This is a genomic window from Georgenia wangjunii (assembly GCF_036421975.1).
Lineage (GTDB): Bacteria > Actinomycetota > Actinomycetes > Actinomycetales > Actinomycetaceae > Georgenia_A > Georgenia_A wangjunii.
Genome location: NZ_JAZGON010000001.1, coordinates 69834 through 86801, shown reverse-complemented (window position 1 = coordinate 86801; position 16968 = coordinate 69834). Strand labels below are relative to the sequence as shown.

Annotated in this window: 12 protein-coding genes and 1 tRNA gene; 12 read left to right on the top strand and 1 reads right to left on the bottom strand. The window is 69.0% G+C overall.

The window, feature by feature from the left end; all coding sequences use genetic code 11:
* Positions 1-22: 22 nt before the first annotated feature.
* A complete protein-coding gene (locus V2J63_RS00415) occupies positions 23-1258 on the bottom strand; it encodes a pyridoxal phosphate-dependent aminotransferase (protein ID WP_331229008.1) in 1236 nt (411 codons plus the stop codon).
* Positions 1259-1604: 346 nt separating this feature from the next.
* Between V2J63_RS00415 and V2J63_RS00410 the strand changes: the two genes are divergently transcribed.
* From V2J63_RS00410 to fusA, 12 genes are all read left to right on the top strand, one after another.
* A tRNA-Trp gene (locus tag V2J63_RS00410) sits at positions 1605-1677 on the top strand.
* A gap of 71 nt (positions 1678-1748) precedes the next feature.
* Positions 1749-2024 (top strand): preprotein translocase subunit SecE, encoded by a 276-nt coding sequence (secE, locus tag V2J63_RS00405; protein WP_331229007.1) that lies wholly within the window; start codon positions 1749-1751, stop codon positions 2022-2024.
* 67 nt (positions 2025-2091) lie between these two features.
* Complete coding sequence (nusG, locus tag V2J63_RS00400) at positions 2092-2934, top strand: transcription termination/antitermination protein NusG (RefSeq protein WP_331229006.1); 843 nt, start codon at positions 2092-2094, stop codon at positions 2932-2934.
* A gap of 91 nt (positions 2935-3025) precedes the next feature.
* Positions 3026-3457 carry a 50S ribosomal protein L11 gene (gene rplK / locus V2J63_RS00395; protein ID WP_331229005.1) on the top strand — a complete coding sequence of 144 codons (432 nt, stop codon included), beginning with the start codon at positions 3026-3028 and terminating at the stop codon, positions 3455-3457.
* A 97-nt stretch (positions 3458-3554) separates the two neighbouring features.
* On the top strand, positions 3555-4271 hold the full coding sequence (rplA, locus tag V2J63_RS00390) for a 50S ribosomal protein L1 (RefSeq protein ID WP_331229004.1): 717 nt from the start codon (positions 3555-3557) through the stop codon (positions 4269-4271).
* Between the two features lie 314 nt (positions 4272-4585).
* Complete coding sequence (rplJ, locus tag V2J63_RS00385) at positions 4586-5107, top strand: 50S ribosomal protein L10 (RefSeq protein ID WP_331229003.1); 522 nt, start codon at positions 4586-4588, stop codon at positions 5105-5107.
* 72 nt (positions 5108-5179) lie between these two features.
* The gene (gene rplL / locus V2J63_RS00380; protein ID WP_331229002.1) at positions 5180-5569 is read left to right on the top strand and encodes a 50S ribosomal protein L7/L12; all 390 of its coding nucleotides are present in this window, start codon (positions 5180-5182) and stop codon (positions 5567-5569) included.
* Between the two features lie 396 nt (positions 5570-5965).
* Positions 5966-9484, top strand: a complete 3519-nt coding sequence (rpoB, locus tag V2J63_RS00375; protein WP_331229001.1) for a DNA-directed RNA polymerase subunit beta — start codon at positions 5966-5968, stop codon at positions 9482-9484.
* A 90-nt stretch (positions 9485-9574) separates the two neighbouring features.
* Complete coding sequence (locus tag V2J63_RS00370) at positions 9575-13468, top strand: DNA-directed RNA polymerase subunit beta' (RefSeq protein WP_331229000.1); 3894 nt, start codon at positions 9575-9577, stop codon at positions 13466-13468.
* A gap of 409 nt (positions 13469-13877) precedes the next feature.
* A complete protein-coding gene (rpsL, locus tag V2J63_RS00365) occupies positions 13878-14252 on the top strand; it encodes a 30S ribosomal protein S12 (RefSeq protein ID WP_331228999.1) in 375 nt (124 codons plus the stop codon).
* Entirely contained in the window at positions 14252-14722 is a 471-nt protein-coding gene (gene rpsG / locus V2J63_RS00360; RefSeq protein WP_331228998.1) for a 30S ribosomal protein S7, read from the top strand. Before rpsL ends, rpsG begins: the two co-directional genes overlap by 1 nt.
* A 49-nt stretch (positions 14723-14771) precedes the next feature.
* Positions 14772-16874, top strand: a complete 2103-nt coding sequence (fusA, locus tag V2J63_RS00355) for an elongation factor G (protein WP_331228997.1) — start codon at positions 14772-14774, stop codon at positions 16872-16874.
* Positions 16875-16968: the final 94 nt, after the last annotated feature.

The window sequence follows — 16968 nt, the reverse complement described above, 5'->3', positions numbered from 1 at the left end:
ACCATGAGAGGCCCGCGGTCGCTCAGGCGAGCAGCTCCTGGATGCGGCCGACGCCCTCGACGAGGTCGTCGTCGCCCAGGGCGTAGCTGAGCCGGAGGTAGCCGCTCGGGCCGAACGCCTCGCCGGGGACGACGGCGACCTCGACCTCGTCGAGGATGATCGCGGCCAGCTCGGCCGACGTCGTCGCCGTGCGGCCGCGGATCGTCCGACCGAGCACGCCCTCGACGCTCGGGTAGGCGTAGAACGCGCCCTGCGGGACGGGGCACGTGACGCCGTCGATCGCGCCGAGCATGTCGACCATCGTCCGGCGGCGCCGGTCGAAGGCCTCCCGCATCTGCGCGACCGCGGAGAGGTCGCCCGTGAGGGCGGCGAGCGCCGCGCGCTGCGAGACGTTGGCGACGTTCGAGGTGAGGTGCGACTGGAGGTTCGTCGCGGCCTTGATGACGTCGGACGGGCCGATCATCCAGCCCACCCGCCAGCCCGTCATCGCGTACGTCTTCGCGACGCCGTTGAGGACGATGGAGGTGTCGACGAGCTCGGGGACGAGACGCTGGATGGGGGAGAAGACGGCGTCGTCGTAGAGGAGGTGCTCGTAGATCTCGTCGGTGATGACCCAGATCCCGTGCTCAACCGCCCAGCGGCCGATGGCCTCGGTCTGCGCGGGGGAGTAGACGGCGCCCGTGGGGTTGGAGGGGGAGCAGAAGAGGAGTGCCTTCGTCCGGGGCGTACGAGCCGCCTCGAGCTGCTCGACCGTGACGAGGTAGCCCTGGTCGGCGCCCGCGAAGACCTCGACGGCGCGGCCGCCGGCGAGGGCGATGGCCTCGGGGTACGTCGTCCAGTACGGGGCGGGGAGGAGGACCTCGTCGCCCGGGTCGACGATGGCGGCGAAGGCCTGGTAGACGGCCTGCTTGCCACCGTTCGTCACGAGCACCGCGTCGGGCGACACCTCGTAACCGGAGTCCCGCAGCGTCTTGGCGGCGATGGCCTCGCGCAGGACGGGCAGACCCTTCGCCGGCGTGTAGCGGTGGTTGACCGGGTCCGCAGCGGCGGCGACGGCCGCGGCGACGACGTAGTCCGGAGTCGGGAAGTCCGGCTCACCGGCGCCGAAGCCGATGACGGGACGCCCGGCGGCCTTGAGGGCCTTCGCCTTGGCGTCGACTGCCAGGGTGGCGGACTCCCCGATGGCCGCGAGGCGCGCGGAGACGCGCGGCGCGGCGGAGGACGGGGCAGGGGCTGGGGTGCTGGTGGGCTCGCTCACGTCGCCTATCGTGGCACGTCCGGCCCTCCGGCATCCGTGGGCGCACGGTCCCGCGGGGCCGCACCGCGGGACGGCGCCGGTGCCTCGCCGCCGGGCGGGGGACGCCCGCAGGGGCGTGGGAGAAGGCCGCCGGGCGGCTCCCGGACCCCGCGAGGTGGCCGTGCCCGGCACCGGGAGGAGCGCCGCCGCGGGAGGCGGCCGGCATGCTCGAGCGGTACCGGTTAGACCCGGGGCGCTCCGGTGCGTACACTCGTCGGCGGTGGTTGACTTCCGCCACGCTGGAGCGCGCACTCCGGTCCACGTCCGGGCCGGTGCTGATCGGCCGGCGGGGAGAGGTCGCCCTGATAGGGCAGTGGCGCAATTGGTAGCGCACCGGTCTCCAAAACCGGCGGTTGTGGGTTCGAGTCCCTCCTGCCCTGCTAGGAACGGTCCGGGCGAACGGCTCGGACGGCCCCCGGTCGACATGACCCAGAACAGTGAGGATCGGCTTGTGAGTGAGTCCGCCAGCACGACGTCGGGCAGGCCCGAGCGTGCGGGGCAGGGCCCGGCGAAGCCGCGGTCGACCAAGGAGCGTGGCTTCTTCGGCCGGATCGCCCTCTTCGTCCGCCAGGTCATTGCCGAGCTGAAGAAGGTCGTCCGTCCGACCCGTAACGAGCTGTTCACGTACTTCGTGGTGGTCCTCGTCTTCGTCCTGGTGATCATGGCCTACGTGGGCCTCCTCGACCTGGCCTTCGGACGACTTGTGCTGTGGGTCTTCGGCGCCTGACATCGTCGGGCGCTGCCCGCGGCACACCGGTATGAACACCCCATCACGAACAGAAAGCAGGTGACCTGTGTCTGAGGAGACGCTGGAGCCCACGGCCACCGACGAGGCCGGTCTCGACAGCCCCCAGAACGAGGTCGCCGAGGACGCCGACGACGTCCTTCGCGGCGACGAGCAGGCGGAGGTCGCCCCGGGCGACGTGCCCGACGCGCTCGAGACCGGCGACGACGCGGCCGACACCGAGCCGCTCGCGACCGACGACGCCACCGAGGCCGACGCCGAGCCCGACGCCGACGTCGAGCCCGAGGAGGTCGACCCGGAGGAGGAGTTCCGCCGCGAGCTGCGGCTCCAGCCGGGCCACTGGTACGTCGTGCACTCCTACGCCGGCTACGAGAAGCGCGTCAAGGCGAACCTCGAGAACCGGACGCAGAGCCTGAACATGGAGGACTACATCTACCAGGTGGAGGTCCCCATGGAAGAGGTCGTGGAGATCAAGAACGCCCAGCGCAAGGTCGTCAGCCGCGTCCGCATCCCCGGCTACGTCCTCGTCCGCATGGACCTCACCGACGAGTCGTGGGGCGCGGTGCGGCACACGCCCGGCGTCACGGGCTTCGTCGGTCACACGCACCAGCCCGTCCCGCTCACCGAGGACGAGGTCTTCTCCATGCTCGCGCCGACCCTCCAGGCCAAGGCGCCGGTCAAGGGCGAGGCGCCCACCGGTACCTCCGGCCCGGCCATCGAGGTGGAGTTCTCCGTCGGTGAGTCGGTCACCGTCACCGACGGCCCCTTCGAGACGCTCCCGGCGACGATCTCCGAGATCTCCCCGGAGTCGCAGAAGCTCAAGGTGCTGGTCTCGATCTTCGGCCGGGAGACCCCGGTCGAGCTGTCGTTCTCGCAGGTCGCCAAGATCTGAGGGGACGTCCCGGCGTGCACGACGCACGCCGGACCCGCACGACGGCGCCGGCGGTCACCGGCGCTCATCACGAGGAACGTAAGGACCCGACATGCCCCCCAAGAAGAAGGTCTCTGGGCTGATCAAGCTCCAGATCAAGGCCGGCGCGGCCACCCCCGCGCCGCCGATCGGCCCCGCGCTCGGTCAGCACGGCGTCAACATCATGGAGTTCTGCAAGGCCTACAACGCCGCCACCGAGGCGCAGCGTGGCAACGTGGTTCCGGTCGAGATCACGGTCTACGAGGACCGCTCGTTCACCTTCATCACGAAGACCCCGCCGGCCGCGGAGCTCATCAAGAAGGCTGCCGGTGTGGACAAGGGGTCCGGCACCCCCCACACCGTCAAGGTGGCCTCGCTCAGCCGCGCGCAGGTGCTCGAGATCGCTCAGACGAAGCTCGAGGACCTCAACGCCAACGACATCGACGCCGCGGCGAAGATCATCGCCGGCACCGCCCGTTCCATGGGCATCACCGTCAAGGACTGACGTCGCCCCGGCGTCCATCCGTTCCCGGCACCCCGGTGCCAGTGGCAGGGTCCGCGCGGACCCGCAGACCACGACTGCTCAATCGAGGAGAAGCAGAATGACCACGCGCAGCAAGAGCTACAGCTCGTCCGCAGAGAAGATCGACCGCAGCACCGTCTACGCCCCGCTCGAGGCCGTGCGCCTCGCCAAGAGCACCGCGACGACGAAGTTCGACTCGACCGTCGAGGTGGCCTTCCGCCTCGGCGTCGACCCCCGCAAGGCCGACCAGATGGTCCGTGGCACGGTCAACCTGCCGCACGGCACGGGCAAGACCGCCCGCGTCATCGTCTTCGCGACCGGTGAGCGCGCCGCGCAGGCCGAGGCCGCCGGCGCCGACGAGGTCGGCGGTGACGAGCTCATCGAGAAGGTCGCGGCCGGCTACACCGACTTCGACGCCGCCGTCGCCACCCCGGACCTCATGGGCAAGGTCGGCCGCCTCGGCCGCGTCCTCGGCCCCCGCGGCCTCATGCCCAACCCGAAGACGGGCACCGTCACCATGGACGTGACCAAGGCCGTCACCGAGATCAAGGGTGGTCGCGTGGAGTTCCGCGTCGACAAGCACTCCAACCTCCACTTCATCATCGGCAAGACCTCGTTCGACGAGATCACGCTCGTGGAGAACTACGCGGCGGCGCTCGACGAGGTCCTGCGCCTCAAGCCCGCCTCGTCCAAGGGCCGCTACATCACGAAGGCCACCATGGCCACGACGATGGGCCCGGGCATCCCGCTCGACGCCACGAAGACGCGCAACCTCACGAGCACGGACGCGTCCTGATCGCCTAGCTGCTCCCGCGCAGGGCCCGGCACCGCTTCGGCGGGCCGGGCCCTGCGTGCATGACGGGCACCGCCCGGCGGCCGTCGCAGCCGTTTTGCTCTGGCGCGGCGTCCGGGGTAGGCTCACCTCTGCCCAAGACCGCAGGTCGCCCGTCCGCCACGGACGGGGCCAAGTCCGCACGCAGCGGAGCCAGCGCAGGTGAGAGCAGAGCTTCCCCGCCGTCCTCGGACGGTTGGACCCCAAGCCCCGCGCGAACCTGCGCGGGGCTTTTTTCTGTGCTGACGCCGACCATCGGCACAATCGGAAGGAGGGCCATGGCGAGGCCTGACAAGGCAGCAGCGGTTGCCGAGCTCACGGAGAAGTTCCGCGAGTCGAACGCCGTCGTGCTGACCGAGTACCGCGGGCTCAGCGTCGCCCAGCTCAAGACGCTGCGCCGCACGCTCGGCGACAACGCCAGCTACGCCGTCGTGAAGAACACGCTGACCGCCATCGCGGCCAAGGAGGCCGGCCTCGACTCGTTCGGGGACGACCTCGCCGGTCCGACGGCGATCGCCTTCGTCTCCGGGGAACCGGTCGACGCGGCGAAGAGCCTGCGTGACTTCGCCAAGGCGAACCCCCAGCTCGTGATCAAGGGAGGCGTGCTCGAGGGCCGCCGCCTCACGGCAGCCGACGTCACCACGCTCGCGGACCTCGAGACCCGCGAGGTGCTGCTCGGCAAGGCAGCTGGCGCATTCAAGGCAGCGCTCTACCAGGCTGCCTACCTCTTCACCGCGCCTACCACCAAGGCAGTGCGCACCATCGAGGCCCTGCGCGAGAAGCAGGCCGCCGAGGCCTGAGAGGCCGCGGCACGCTCTACCCCACCCCTCTGCTGCTCGCGTAGCAGGACAACGTAGGAAGGAACGCCCACCATGGCGAAGCTCAGCACCGACGAGCTCATCGAGGCCTTCAAGGACCTCACCCTCATCGAGCTCTCCGAGTTCGTGAAGCAGTTCGAGGAGACCTTCGAGGTCACCGCCGCGGCGCCCGTCGCCGTTGCCGCCGGCCCCGCCGGCGCCGGCGCCGGCGCCGAGGAGGCTGCCGAGGAGCAGACCGAGTTCGACGTCGTCCTCGACACCATCGGCGACAAGAAGATCCAGGTCATCAAGGAGGTGCGCGCGCTCACGAGCCTCGGCCTCAAGGAGGCCAAGGACCTCGTGGACTCCGCCCCCAAGGCCATCCTCGAGGGCGTCGCGAAGGACGTTGCCGAGAAGGCCAAGGAGCAGCTCGAGGGCGCCGGCGCGTCCGTCACCGTCAAGTGACGACCGCCGCCTGAACGACCGTCCCGGCGGTCGCCGCCAGGCGGTGGACCGACGACGGCCCGGGAGCTGCACGCAGCTCCCGGGCCGTCGTCGTCCCGTCTCGAGCCGTTCGCGGCGCGGCGGTCTGGGCGCTCGCGCCCGGATGTCGTATGGTGAGCGCGGGTAGATCACGGGAGCACGGCGTGACCGTCGTCACGCGGCCAGGACAACGCGAAGGGGCGTTGGACTGGACCTGACCTCTCATGTATGCTTGCGCTTTGCGCTGACCTCTGCCTGCCCACCACGCGCCCGTACGCCCCGACCCGTGCCAGCATCTCGCACGGCGACGCCGTCGGCAACGGATGGCCAGGATTCCGGTAGTGCAGTGTGCACACAATTCGCAGGGAAGGATCCCCTTTGGCTGCCTCGCGCACCCCTTCTGCCCCCACCGCTGACGCAATCGCCGCACGGACCGCATCGCGACGGGTCTCATTCGCGAAGATCCGAGAGCCGCTCCAGGCTCCGGACCTGCTCGGACTCCAGACCGACAGCTTCGACTGGCTGCTCGGCAACCCCGCCTGGCGCGCCCGCGTCGAGGCAGCTGTCTCCAGCGGCGACACGAACGTGCCGCAGACCTCGGGCCTGGAGGAGATCTTTGCGGAGATCTCCCCGATCGAGGACTTCGGCCAGTCCATGTCGCTCTCCTTCCGCGACCACCGCTTCGAGCCCCCGAAGTACACGGCCGAGGAGTGCAAGGAGAAGGACTTCACGTACGCGGCCCCGCTCTTCGTGACGGCCGAGTTCATCAACTACGAGACCGGCGAGATCAAGTCGCAGACGGTGTTCATGGGTGACTTCCCGCTCATGACCGAGCGTGGCACGTTCGTCATCAACGGCACCGAGCGCGTCGTCGTCTCGCAGCTCGTCCGTTCCCCGGGCGTCTACTTCGAGCGCACGCCGGACAAGACGTCCGACAAGGACGTCTTCACGACGAAGGTCATCCCGAGCCGTGGTGCGTGGCTCGAGTTCGAGATCGACAAGCGCGACGCCGTCGGCGTGCGCATCGACCGCAAGCGCAAGCAGTCCATCACCGTGTTCCTGCGTGCGCTCGGCATGACCGAGGGTGAGATCCGCGAGGAGTACGCGGACTACCCCGTCATCATCGAGACGCTCGAGAAGGACAACGTCTCCACGCAGGACGAGGCGCTGCTCGACATCTACCGCAAGGTCCGCCCGGGCGAGCCGCCGACGGTCGAGGCCGGCCGCACGCTGCTGGAGAACTACTACTTCAACCCGAAGCGGTACGACCTCGCCAAGGTCGGGCGCTACAAGATCAACAAGAAGCTCGGCACCACCGGTGAGCTGAGCGACTCCGTGCTCTCCCTCGAGGACATCAAGGCCGCGGTCAAGTACCTCGCGGCGCTCCACAAGGGCGACTCCGAGATCGTCTCCGAGCGCGACGGCGAGCAGGTCGAGGTGCGCGTCGAGACCGACGACATCGACCACTTCGGCAACCGCCGCATCCGCGCGGTCGGCGAGCTCATCCAGAACCAGGTCCGCACGGGCCTGTCCCGGATGGAGCGGGTGGTGCGCGAGCGCATGACGACGCAGGACGTCGAGGCCATCACGCCCCAGACGCTCATCAACATCCGCCCGGTCGTGGCCTCGATCAAGGAGTTCTTCGGGACCTCCCAGCTGTCGCAGTTCATGGACCAGAACAACCCGCTCGCCGGCCTCACGCACAAGCGTCGCCTGTCCGCGCTCGGCCCGGGTGGTCTCTCCCGCGACCGCGCCGGCATGGAGGTCCGTGACGTCCACCCGTCGCACTACGGACGCATGTGCCCGATCGAGACCCCCGAGGGCCCGAACATCGGCCTCATCGGCTCGCTCGCCACGTTCGCGCGGATCAACCCGTTCGGCTTCATCGAGACGCCGTACCGCCGGGTCGTCGACGGCCGCGTCACCGACGAGGTCGACTACCTCACGGCCGACGACGAGGACCGCCACACGATCGCGCAGGCGAACGCCCGCCTCGACGACGACGGCAACTTCGTCGAGAACCGCGTCCTCGTCCGGACGAGCGGCGGTGGCGGCGAGGTCGCCAACGTCCCGCCGAACGAGATCGACTACATGGACGTCTCGGCCCGCCAGATGGTGTCCGTCGCGACCGCGATGATCCCGTTCCTCGAGCACGACGACGCCAACCGCGCCCTCATGGGTGCGAACATGCAGCGCCAGGCCGTGCCGCTCGTGCGCAGCGAGGCCCCGCTCGTCGGGACCGGCATGGAGCGTCGGGCCGCCGTCGACGCCGGTGACGTCATCGTCGCCGCGAAGGCGGGCGTCGTCACCGAGGTCTCCGCCGACTCGATCCACGTCGCGGCCGACGACGGCACGAACCAGGTCTACCGCGTGGCGAAGTTCCGCCGCTCGAACCAGGGGACGTCGTACAACCAGCGTGTCCTCGTCGAGGACGGCGCCCGCGTCGAGGTCGGCTCGGCCCTGGCCGACGGCCCCGCCACGGACGAGGGCGAGCTCGCCCTCGGGCGCAACCTCCTCGTCGCGTTCATGTCGTGGGAGGGCCACAACTACGAGGACGCGATCATCCTGTCGCAGCGGCTCGTCGCCGACGACGTCCTCTCCTCCATCCACATCGAGGAGCACGAGGTCGACGCGCGCGACACCAAGCTCGGCGCCGAGGAGATCACCCGGGACATCCCGAACGTCTCCGAGGACGTCCTCGCGGACCTCGACGAGCGCGGCATCATCCGTATCGGCGCCGAGGTCAGCGCCGGCGACATCCTCGTCGGCAAGGTCACGCCCAAGGGCGAGACCGAGCTGACGAGCGAGGAGCGCCTCCTGCGGGCGATCTTCGGGGAGAAGGCCCGCGAGGTGCGCGACACCTCGCTCAAGGTCCCTCACGGCGAGTCCGGCACCGTCATCGGCATCCAGGAGTTCAACGCCGCGGACGACGACGAGCTGCCCGCCGGCGTCAACCAGATGGTGCGCGTCTACATCGCCCAGCGCCGCAAGATCACCGACGGCGACAAGCTCGCCGGGCGCCACGGCAACAAGGGCGTCATCTCGAAGATCCTGCCCGTGGAGGACATGCCGTTCCTCGAGGACGGCACCCCCGTGGACATCATCCTCAACCCGCTCGGCGTGCCCGGCCGCATGAACGTCGGCCAGGTCCTCGAGACCCACCTCGGGTGGGTCGCGAAGCAGGGCTGGGACGCGACGGAGGTCGCCGCCGGCGGCAAGGACGCGTGGACCGAGAAGCTCCCCGAGGAGGCCCTCAAGGGCGCTCCGGGGACCCCGGTCGCGACGCCGGTCTTCGACGGCATCCAGGAGCGCGAGCTCACGGGGCTGCTCAACTCGACGACGCTGAACCGTGACGGTGCGCGCATGGTCGACGGCAGCGGCAAGGCGCGGCTCTTCGACGGCCGCTCCGGCGAGCCGTACCCCGAGCCGGTGGCGGTGGGGTACATGTACATCCTCAAGCTCCACCACCTCGTCGACGACAAGATCCACGCCCGCTCGACCGGTCCGTACTCGATGATCACCCAGCAGCCGCTCGGTGGTAAGGCGCAGTTCGGCGGCCAGCGGTTCGGCGAGATGGAGGTGTGGGCGCTCGAGGCGTACGGCGCCGCGTACGCCCTCCAGGAGCTGCTGACGATCAAGTCCGACGACATCCCGGGCCGCGTCAAGGTCTACGAGGCCATCGTCAAGGGCGAGAACATCCCCGAGCCGGGAATCCCCGAGTCCTTCAAGGTGCTCATCAAGGAGATGCAGTCGCTGTGCCTGAACGTCGAGGCCCTTGACGCCGAGGGCAACGCGATCGAGCTCCGTGACGCCGACGAGGAGGTCTACCGCGCCGCTGACGAGCTCGGTATCGACCTCTCTCGCCGTCCCGACGCCAGCAGCGTCGAAGACATCTGAGGCCCGGCGGGCGCCGTCGTCCCTGACGGCGGCGCCCACCCCCGGCCCACAAAGTTCCACACGGTGATACACCGAAGGAAGTAGGAAACCTTGCTCGACGTCAATGTCTTCGACCAGCTGCACATCGGCCTGGCCACGGCTGCGGAAATCCGTGACTGGTCGAACGGTGAGGTCAAGAAGCCCGAGACGATCAACTACCGCACGCTCAAGCCGGAGAAGGACGGCCTTTTCTGCGAGCGTATCTTCGGTCCCACCCGGGACTGGGAGTGCAACTGCGGCAAGTACAAGCGCGTGCGTTACAAGGGCATCATCTGCGAGCGCTGCGGCGTCGAGGTCACCCGCTCGAAGGTCCGCCGTGAGCGGATGGGCCACATCGAGCTCGCGGCCCCGGTCACGCACATCTGGTACTTCAAGGGCGTCCCGTCGCGCCTCGGCTACCTGCTCAACCTCGCGCCGAAGGACCTCGAGAAGGTCATCTACTTCGCCGCGTACATGATCACGGAGGTCGACAACGACGGCCGCCACGAGGACCTCACGAGCCTCCAGAACGAGATGGACCTCGAGAAGGCGGAGGTCGCGCGCCGTCGCGACACCGAGATCGAGGCCCGGGCCAAGCGGCTCGAGTCCGACCTCGCCGAGCTCGAGGCGTCCGGCGCGAAGGCGGACGCCCGCGAGAAGGTGCGCAAGTCGGCCGAGCGCGAGATGGCGCAGCTGCGCAAGCGTGCGGACGCCGACCTCGACCGCCTCGACACGGTCTGGGACCGGTTCAAGAACCTCAAGGTCGGCGACCTCGAGGGCGACGAGCTGCTCTACCGCGAGCTCCAGGCGCGCTACGGCATCTACTTCAAGGGCTACATGGGCGCCGCGGCGATCCAGAAGCGCCTGGAGAGCTTCGACCTCGCGGCCGAGGCCGAGTCGCTGCGCGAGACCATCAGCACGGGCACGGGGCAGCGCAAGACGCGCGCCCTCAAGCGTCTCAAGGTCGTCAACGCGTTCCTCACGACGGACAACTCCCCGATGGGCATGGTCCTCGACGCCGTCCCGGTGATCCCGCCGGACCTGCGTCCGATGGTCCAGCTCGACGGTGGCCGCTTCGCCACGTCGGACCTCAACGACCTCTACCGTCGCGTCATCAACCGGAACAACCGCCTCAAGCGGCTGCTCGACCTCGGTGCGCCGGAGATCATCGTCAACAACGAGAAGCGCATGCTCCAGGAGGCCGTCGACGCACTGTTCGACAACGGCCGCCGCGGACGCCCCGTCACGGGCCCCGGCAACCGCGCGCTCAAGTCGATCTCCGACATGCTCAAGGGCAAGCAGGGGCGCTTCCGCCAGAACCTCCTCGGCAAGCGCGTCGACTACTCCGGCCGTTCGGTCATCGTCGTCGGCCCGCAGCTGCGCCTGCACCAGTGCGGCCTGCCGAAGCAGATGGCGCTCGAGCTCTTCAAGCCCTTCGTCATGAAGCGGCTCGTCGACCTCAACCACGCCCAGAACATCAAGGCGGCCAAGCGCATGGTCGAGCGCGCCCGCACCCAGGTGTGGGACGTGCTCGAGGAGGTCATCACGGAGCACCCGGTGCTGCTCAACCGCGCACCCACGCTCCACCGCCTCGGCATCCAGGCGTTCGAGCCCCAGCTCGTCGAGGGCAAGGCCATCCAGCTCCACCCGCTCGTCTGCGGCGCGTTCAACGCCGACTTCGACGGCGACCAGATGGCCGTGCACCTCCCGCTGAGCGTGGAGGCGCAGGCCGAGGCCCGCATCCTCATGCTCTCGAGCAACAACATCCTCAAGCCGTCGGACGGTCGGCCCGTGACCATGCCCAGCCAGGACATGATCATCGGCCTGTTCCACCTCACGTCCGACCGTGACGAGGCGCGCGGCGCCGGCGGGGCCTACGCCTCGCTCGCCGAGGCGACGATGGCGTTCGACGCCGGGATCCTCGACATCAACGCGGTCGTGCGGATCCGGCTCGAGGACATCGTGCCGCCGCTCGGCTGGACCGCACCGGAGGGCTGGACCGAGGGCGACGCGATCCTCCTCGAGACCTCGCTCGGTCGGGCGCTGTTCAACGAGCTCCTGCCCGTCGACTACCCGTTCGTCAACGGCGTCGTCGGCAAGAAGGAGCTCTCGAGCATCGTCAACGACCTCGCCGAGCGGTACCCGAAGGTCGAGGTCGCCGCGAGCCTGGACGCGCTCAAGGAGGCCGGCTTCCGCTGGGCCAGCCGCTCAGGCATCACGATCGCCATCTCGGACGTCGTGGCGCCGGAGGCCAAGGCCGGGATCCTCGAGCAGTACGAGGTCAAGGCCGAGAAGGTCCAGCAGGAGTTCAACATGGGTCGTCGGAGCGAGGAGGAGCGTCGCTCCGAGCTCATCGACATCTGGACCCAGGCGACCAACGAGGTCGACGCGGCGATGCGGGTCAACTTCCCCGAGCGCAACACCGTCTACCGCATGGTCAACTCCGGGGCGCGCGGAAACTGGCACCAGGTCCGTCAGATCGCCGGTATGCGCGGTCTGGTCGCGGACCCGAAGGGCCAGATCATCCCGCGGCCGATCAAGTCGAACTACCGCGAGGGCCTGTCCGTCCTCGAGTACTTCATCGCCACGCACGGCGCCCGCAAGGGGCTGGCGGACACCGCGCTGCGGACCGCTGACTCCGGGTACCTCACGCGACGTCTCGTCGACGTCTCGCAGGACGTCATCGTCCGCGAGGACGACTGCGGGACCCGCGCGGGCCTGACGATGCAGATCGCCGAGGCCGACTCCACCGGTGCGCTGCGCCGCAGCGAGACGGTCGAGACCAGCGTCTACGCACGCACCCTGGCCCTCGAGGTCACGGCGGAGGACGGCACCGTGCTCGCCGAGGCGGGCACGGACGCCGGTGACGTCATCATCGAGAGCCTCATCGCGGCCGGCGTCGAGCAGGTCAAGGTCCGCTCGGTCCTCACGTGCGAGTCGCGCGTCGGTACCTGCGCGAAGTGCTACGGCCGTTCGCTGGCCACGGGCAAGCTCGTCGACATCGGTGAGGCGGTCGGCATCATCGCCGCCCAGTCGATCGGCGAGCCCGGCACCCAGCTGACGATGCGTACCTTCCACACCGGTGGTGCGGCGTCCGCGGACGACATCACGCAGGGTCTTCCGCGTGTGCAGGAGCTCTTCGAGGCCCGCACCCCCAAGGGTGAGGCCCCGATCAGCGAGGCCGCCGGCCGGGTCAAGATCGAGGACCTCGACCGCAGCCGTCGTATCGTGCTCACGCGCGACGACGGTGGCGAGGACATGATCTACCCGGTGACTCGGCGCTCGCGCCTCCTCGTCGAGGACGGCGAGCACATCGGCGTCGGCCGCCAGCTCATCAGCGGCGCCGTCGACCCGAAGAAGGTGCTGCGCATCCTCGGCCCGCGTGCGGTGCAGAAGCACCTCGTGGACCAGGTGCAGGAGGTCTACCGCTCCCAGGGCGTGGACATCCACGACAAGCACATCGAGGTCATCGTGCGGCAGATGCTGCGGCGCGTGACCGTGCTCGACTCCGGCGACTCCCGGCTCCTGCCGGGTGAGCTGGCCGAGCGTGGTCGCTTCGAGGACGAGAACCGCCGCACCGTGGCCGAGGGTGGCACCCCCGCCTCCGGCCGTCCGGAGCTCATGGGCATCACGAAGGCCTCGCTCGCCACGGACTCCTGGCTCTCCGCCGCCTCCTTCCAGGAGACGACGAAGGTCCTCACGGAGGCCGCGATGAGCGGGCGCCGGGACCCGCTGCTCGGGCTCAAGGAGAACGTCATCCTCGGAAAGCTCATCCCCGCCGGCACCGGGCTTCCCCGGTACCGCAACGTGGACGTCGAGCCGACCGAGGAGGCCAAGGCCGCCGCGTTCTCCCGCCTGGGTTACAGCGAGCTCGACTTCGCGCCGGCCGGGTCCTCGGACTCGGTCATGCTCGAGGAGCTCGACTTCGGCCCGGACACCTACGGCGTCGACTTCCGCGGGGTGTGAGCCTCGCGTGGTGCCGGGGGAGATCGGCGGATCTCTCCCGGCACCGCCACGCCGGACGTGACGCAGGTCAAAGCCGCCACGCTTTGACGTGGTAAAGCGTCGCGGAGTACGCTGGTCGGCGGTGCCCGCGCCGTCGGGCCCTCGTGCATGCACGTGCGCCTCCCAGGGTGCGGCCGGAGACGGCTGCGCGGCGGGGGGCTGCGCGGGTGCCGGGATTCATCGACAGCCGGCAGCTGCCGGCGACCAGCCCCTGTGAAGGAGTGGTCGCCCAGGTGCGCCTCGCGCGGGTGACACGCCCGGGTGCGGGGGCTGGGGGAGCGTGCGCGTGCGGGCAGTTCCGGACGCAGGCGGACCCACCGGTTCGGACCCAGAACATCGACACAGAAGAACCTTTCGAGACGGAGACGTAGTGCCCACGATTCAGCAGCTGGTCCGCAAGGGCCGCAGCGTCAAGACTTCCAAGTCCAAGACGCCGGCCCTCAAGGGCAGCCCGCAGCGGCGCGGGGTCTGCACCCGCGTGTACACGACGACCCCGAAGAAGCCGAACTCGGCTCTGCGGAAGGTCGCACGCGTGCGCCTGTCCAGCGGGATCGAGGTCACCGCCTACATCCCCGGTGTCGGCCACAACCTCCAGGAGCACTCCATCGTGCTCGTCCGCGGCGGTCGCGTGAAGGACCTGCCCGGCGTCCGGTACAAGATCGTTCGTGGCGCCCTGGACACCCAGGGTGTGCGCGGTCGCCAGCAGGCTCGCAGCCTTTACGGCGCGAAGAAGGAGAAGAAGTAATGCCTCGCAAGGGACCCGCCCCGAAGCGTCCGCTCGTCGTCGACCCGGTCTACGGATCCCCGGTCGTCACCCAGCTCGTCAACCGCGTGCTCGTCGACGGCAAGAAGTCGACCGCCGAGCGCATCGTCTACGGCGCCCTCGAGGGCGTCCGTGACAAGACCAGCAGCGACCCCGCCGTCGTCCTCAAGCGTGCGCTTGAGAACGTGCGCCCCTCGCTCGAGGTCCGCTCGCGCCGCGTCGGTGGTGCGACGTACCAGGTCCCGGTCGAGGTCCGCCCCGTCCGCCAGACCACGCTCGCGCTGCGCTGGCTCGTCGACTACTCGCGGTCCCGCCGCGAGAAGACGATGACCGAGCGCCTCATGAACGAGATCCTCGACGCCTCCAACGGCCTCGGTGCCGCGGTCAAGCGCCGCGAGGACACCCACAAGATGGCCGAGTCCAACAAGGCATTCGCGCACTACCGCTGGTAGGTCTGCGCACGCTGCCCTCCTGAACCGAACCGACCGAAGAGAGTCCCCTGTGGCACTTGACGTGCTGACCGACCTGACCAAGGTCCGCAACATCGGCATCATGGCGCACATCGACGCCGGTAAGACCACGACGACCGAGCGGATCCTGTTCTACACCGGCATCAACTACAAGATCGGCGAGACGCACGACGGTGCCTCGACGATGGACTGGATGGAGCAGGAGCAGGAGCGCGGCATCACGATCACGTCCGCCGCGACGACCTGCTTCTGGCGCGACAACCAGATCAACATCATCGACACCCCGGGCCACGTCGACTTCACGGTCGAGGTGGAGCGCTCGCTGCGCGTCCTCGACGGTGCCGTGGCGGTCTTCGACGGCAAGGAGGGCGTGGAGCCCCAGTCCGAGACCGTCTGGCGCCAGGCCGACAAGTACGCCGTCCCGCGCATCTGCTTCGTCAACAAGATGGACAAGCTCGGCGCGGACTTCTACTTCACCGTCAAGACGATCATCGACCGCCTCAAGGCGACGCCTCTCGTCATGCAGCTGCCGATCGGGTCCGAGTCGGACTTCATCGGCGTCGTCGACCTCGTCTACAACCGCGCGCTCACGTGGCGCGGTGAGGTCAAGATCGGCGAGGACTACACCATCGAGGAGGTCCCCGCGGACCTCGTCGAGAAGGTCGCCGAGTACCGCGCCAAGCTCATGGAGCAGGTCGCCGAGGCGGACGAGGAGCTGCTCGAGAAGTACCTCGGCGGCGAGGAGTTCACCCCCGAGGAGATCAAGCGGGGCGCGCGTGCGCTCACGGTCTCGGGTGCGGCGTTCCCCGTCTTCTGCGGCACGGCGTTCAAGAACAAGGGCGTCCAGCCGATCCTCGACGCCGTCCTCGACTACCTCCCCTCCCCGCTCGACGTGCCGCCCATGGTCGGCCACTCGATCAAGGACGAGGAGGTGGAGCTCACCCGTGAGCCCAACGAGGACGAGCCGTTCTCCGCGCTCGCCTTCAAGGTCGCGAGCCACCCGTTCTTCGGCAAGCTCACCTACGTCCGCGTCTACTCGGGCAAGGTGGGCCAGGGCGCGCAGGTGCTCAACTCGACGAAGGGCAAGAAGGAGCGCATCGGGAAGATGTTCCAGATGCACTCCAACAAGGAGAACCCGATCGAGGAGGCCCACGCGGGCCACATCTACGCGTTCATCGGCCTCAAGGACGTCACCACGGGTGACACCCTGTGCGCCCAGGACGCCCCGATCGTCCTCGAGTCGATGAGCTTCCCCGAGCCCGTCATCCACGTCGCGGTCGAGCCCAAGACGAAGGGTGACCAGGAGAAGCTCTCCACGGCCATCCAGAAGCTCGCCGAGGAGGACCCGACGTTCTCGGTCCGCCTCGACGAGGAGACCGGCCAGACCGTCCTCGGCGGCATGGGCGAGCTCCACCTCGACATCCTCGTCGACCGCATGCGTCGCGAGTTCCGCGTCGAGGCGAACGTCGGCAAGCCGCAGGTCGCCTACCGCGAGACGATCCGTCGTACCGCGACGAAGGTCGACTACACGCACAAGAAGCAGACGGGCGGCTCCGGCCAGTTCGCCAAGGTCCAGGTCTCCTTCGAGCCGCTCAGCACCGCCGAGGGCGCGCTGTACGAGTTCGACAACAAGGTGACCGGTGGCCGCATCCCGCGCGAGTACATCCCGAGCGTGGACGCCGGCATCCAGGACGCCATGCAGAACGGTGTCGTCGCGGGCTACCCGCTCGTCGGCATCAAGGCGATCCTGCACGACGGCGCCTACCACGAGGTCGACTCCTCGGAGATGGCGTTCAAGATCGCCGGTTCAATGGTGCTCAAGGAGGGTGTCCGCCAGGCGGACCCCGTGCTCCTCGAGCCCGTCATGGACGTCGAGGTGCGTACGCCCGAGGAGTACATGGGCGACGTCATCGGCGACCTCAACTCCCGACGTGGCATGATCCAGTCGATGGAGGACGCGAGCGGCGTCAAGGTCGTCCGCGCCCTGGTGCCGCTGTCCGAGATGTTCGGGTACGTGGGGGACCTGCGGTCGAAGACCCAGGGCCGCGCCGTGTACTCGATGCAGTTCGACAGCTACGCCGAGGTCCCTCGGAACGTCGCCGAGGAGATCGTCAAGAAGACCCGGGGCGAGTGAGTCCCACAGGTCGACCAGCACTACCCCAGATAACCGACCCGTAGGACCGCAAGCCCCGCAGGCGCACAAGCACCTGCGAATGGTGAGCAGACAA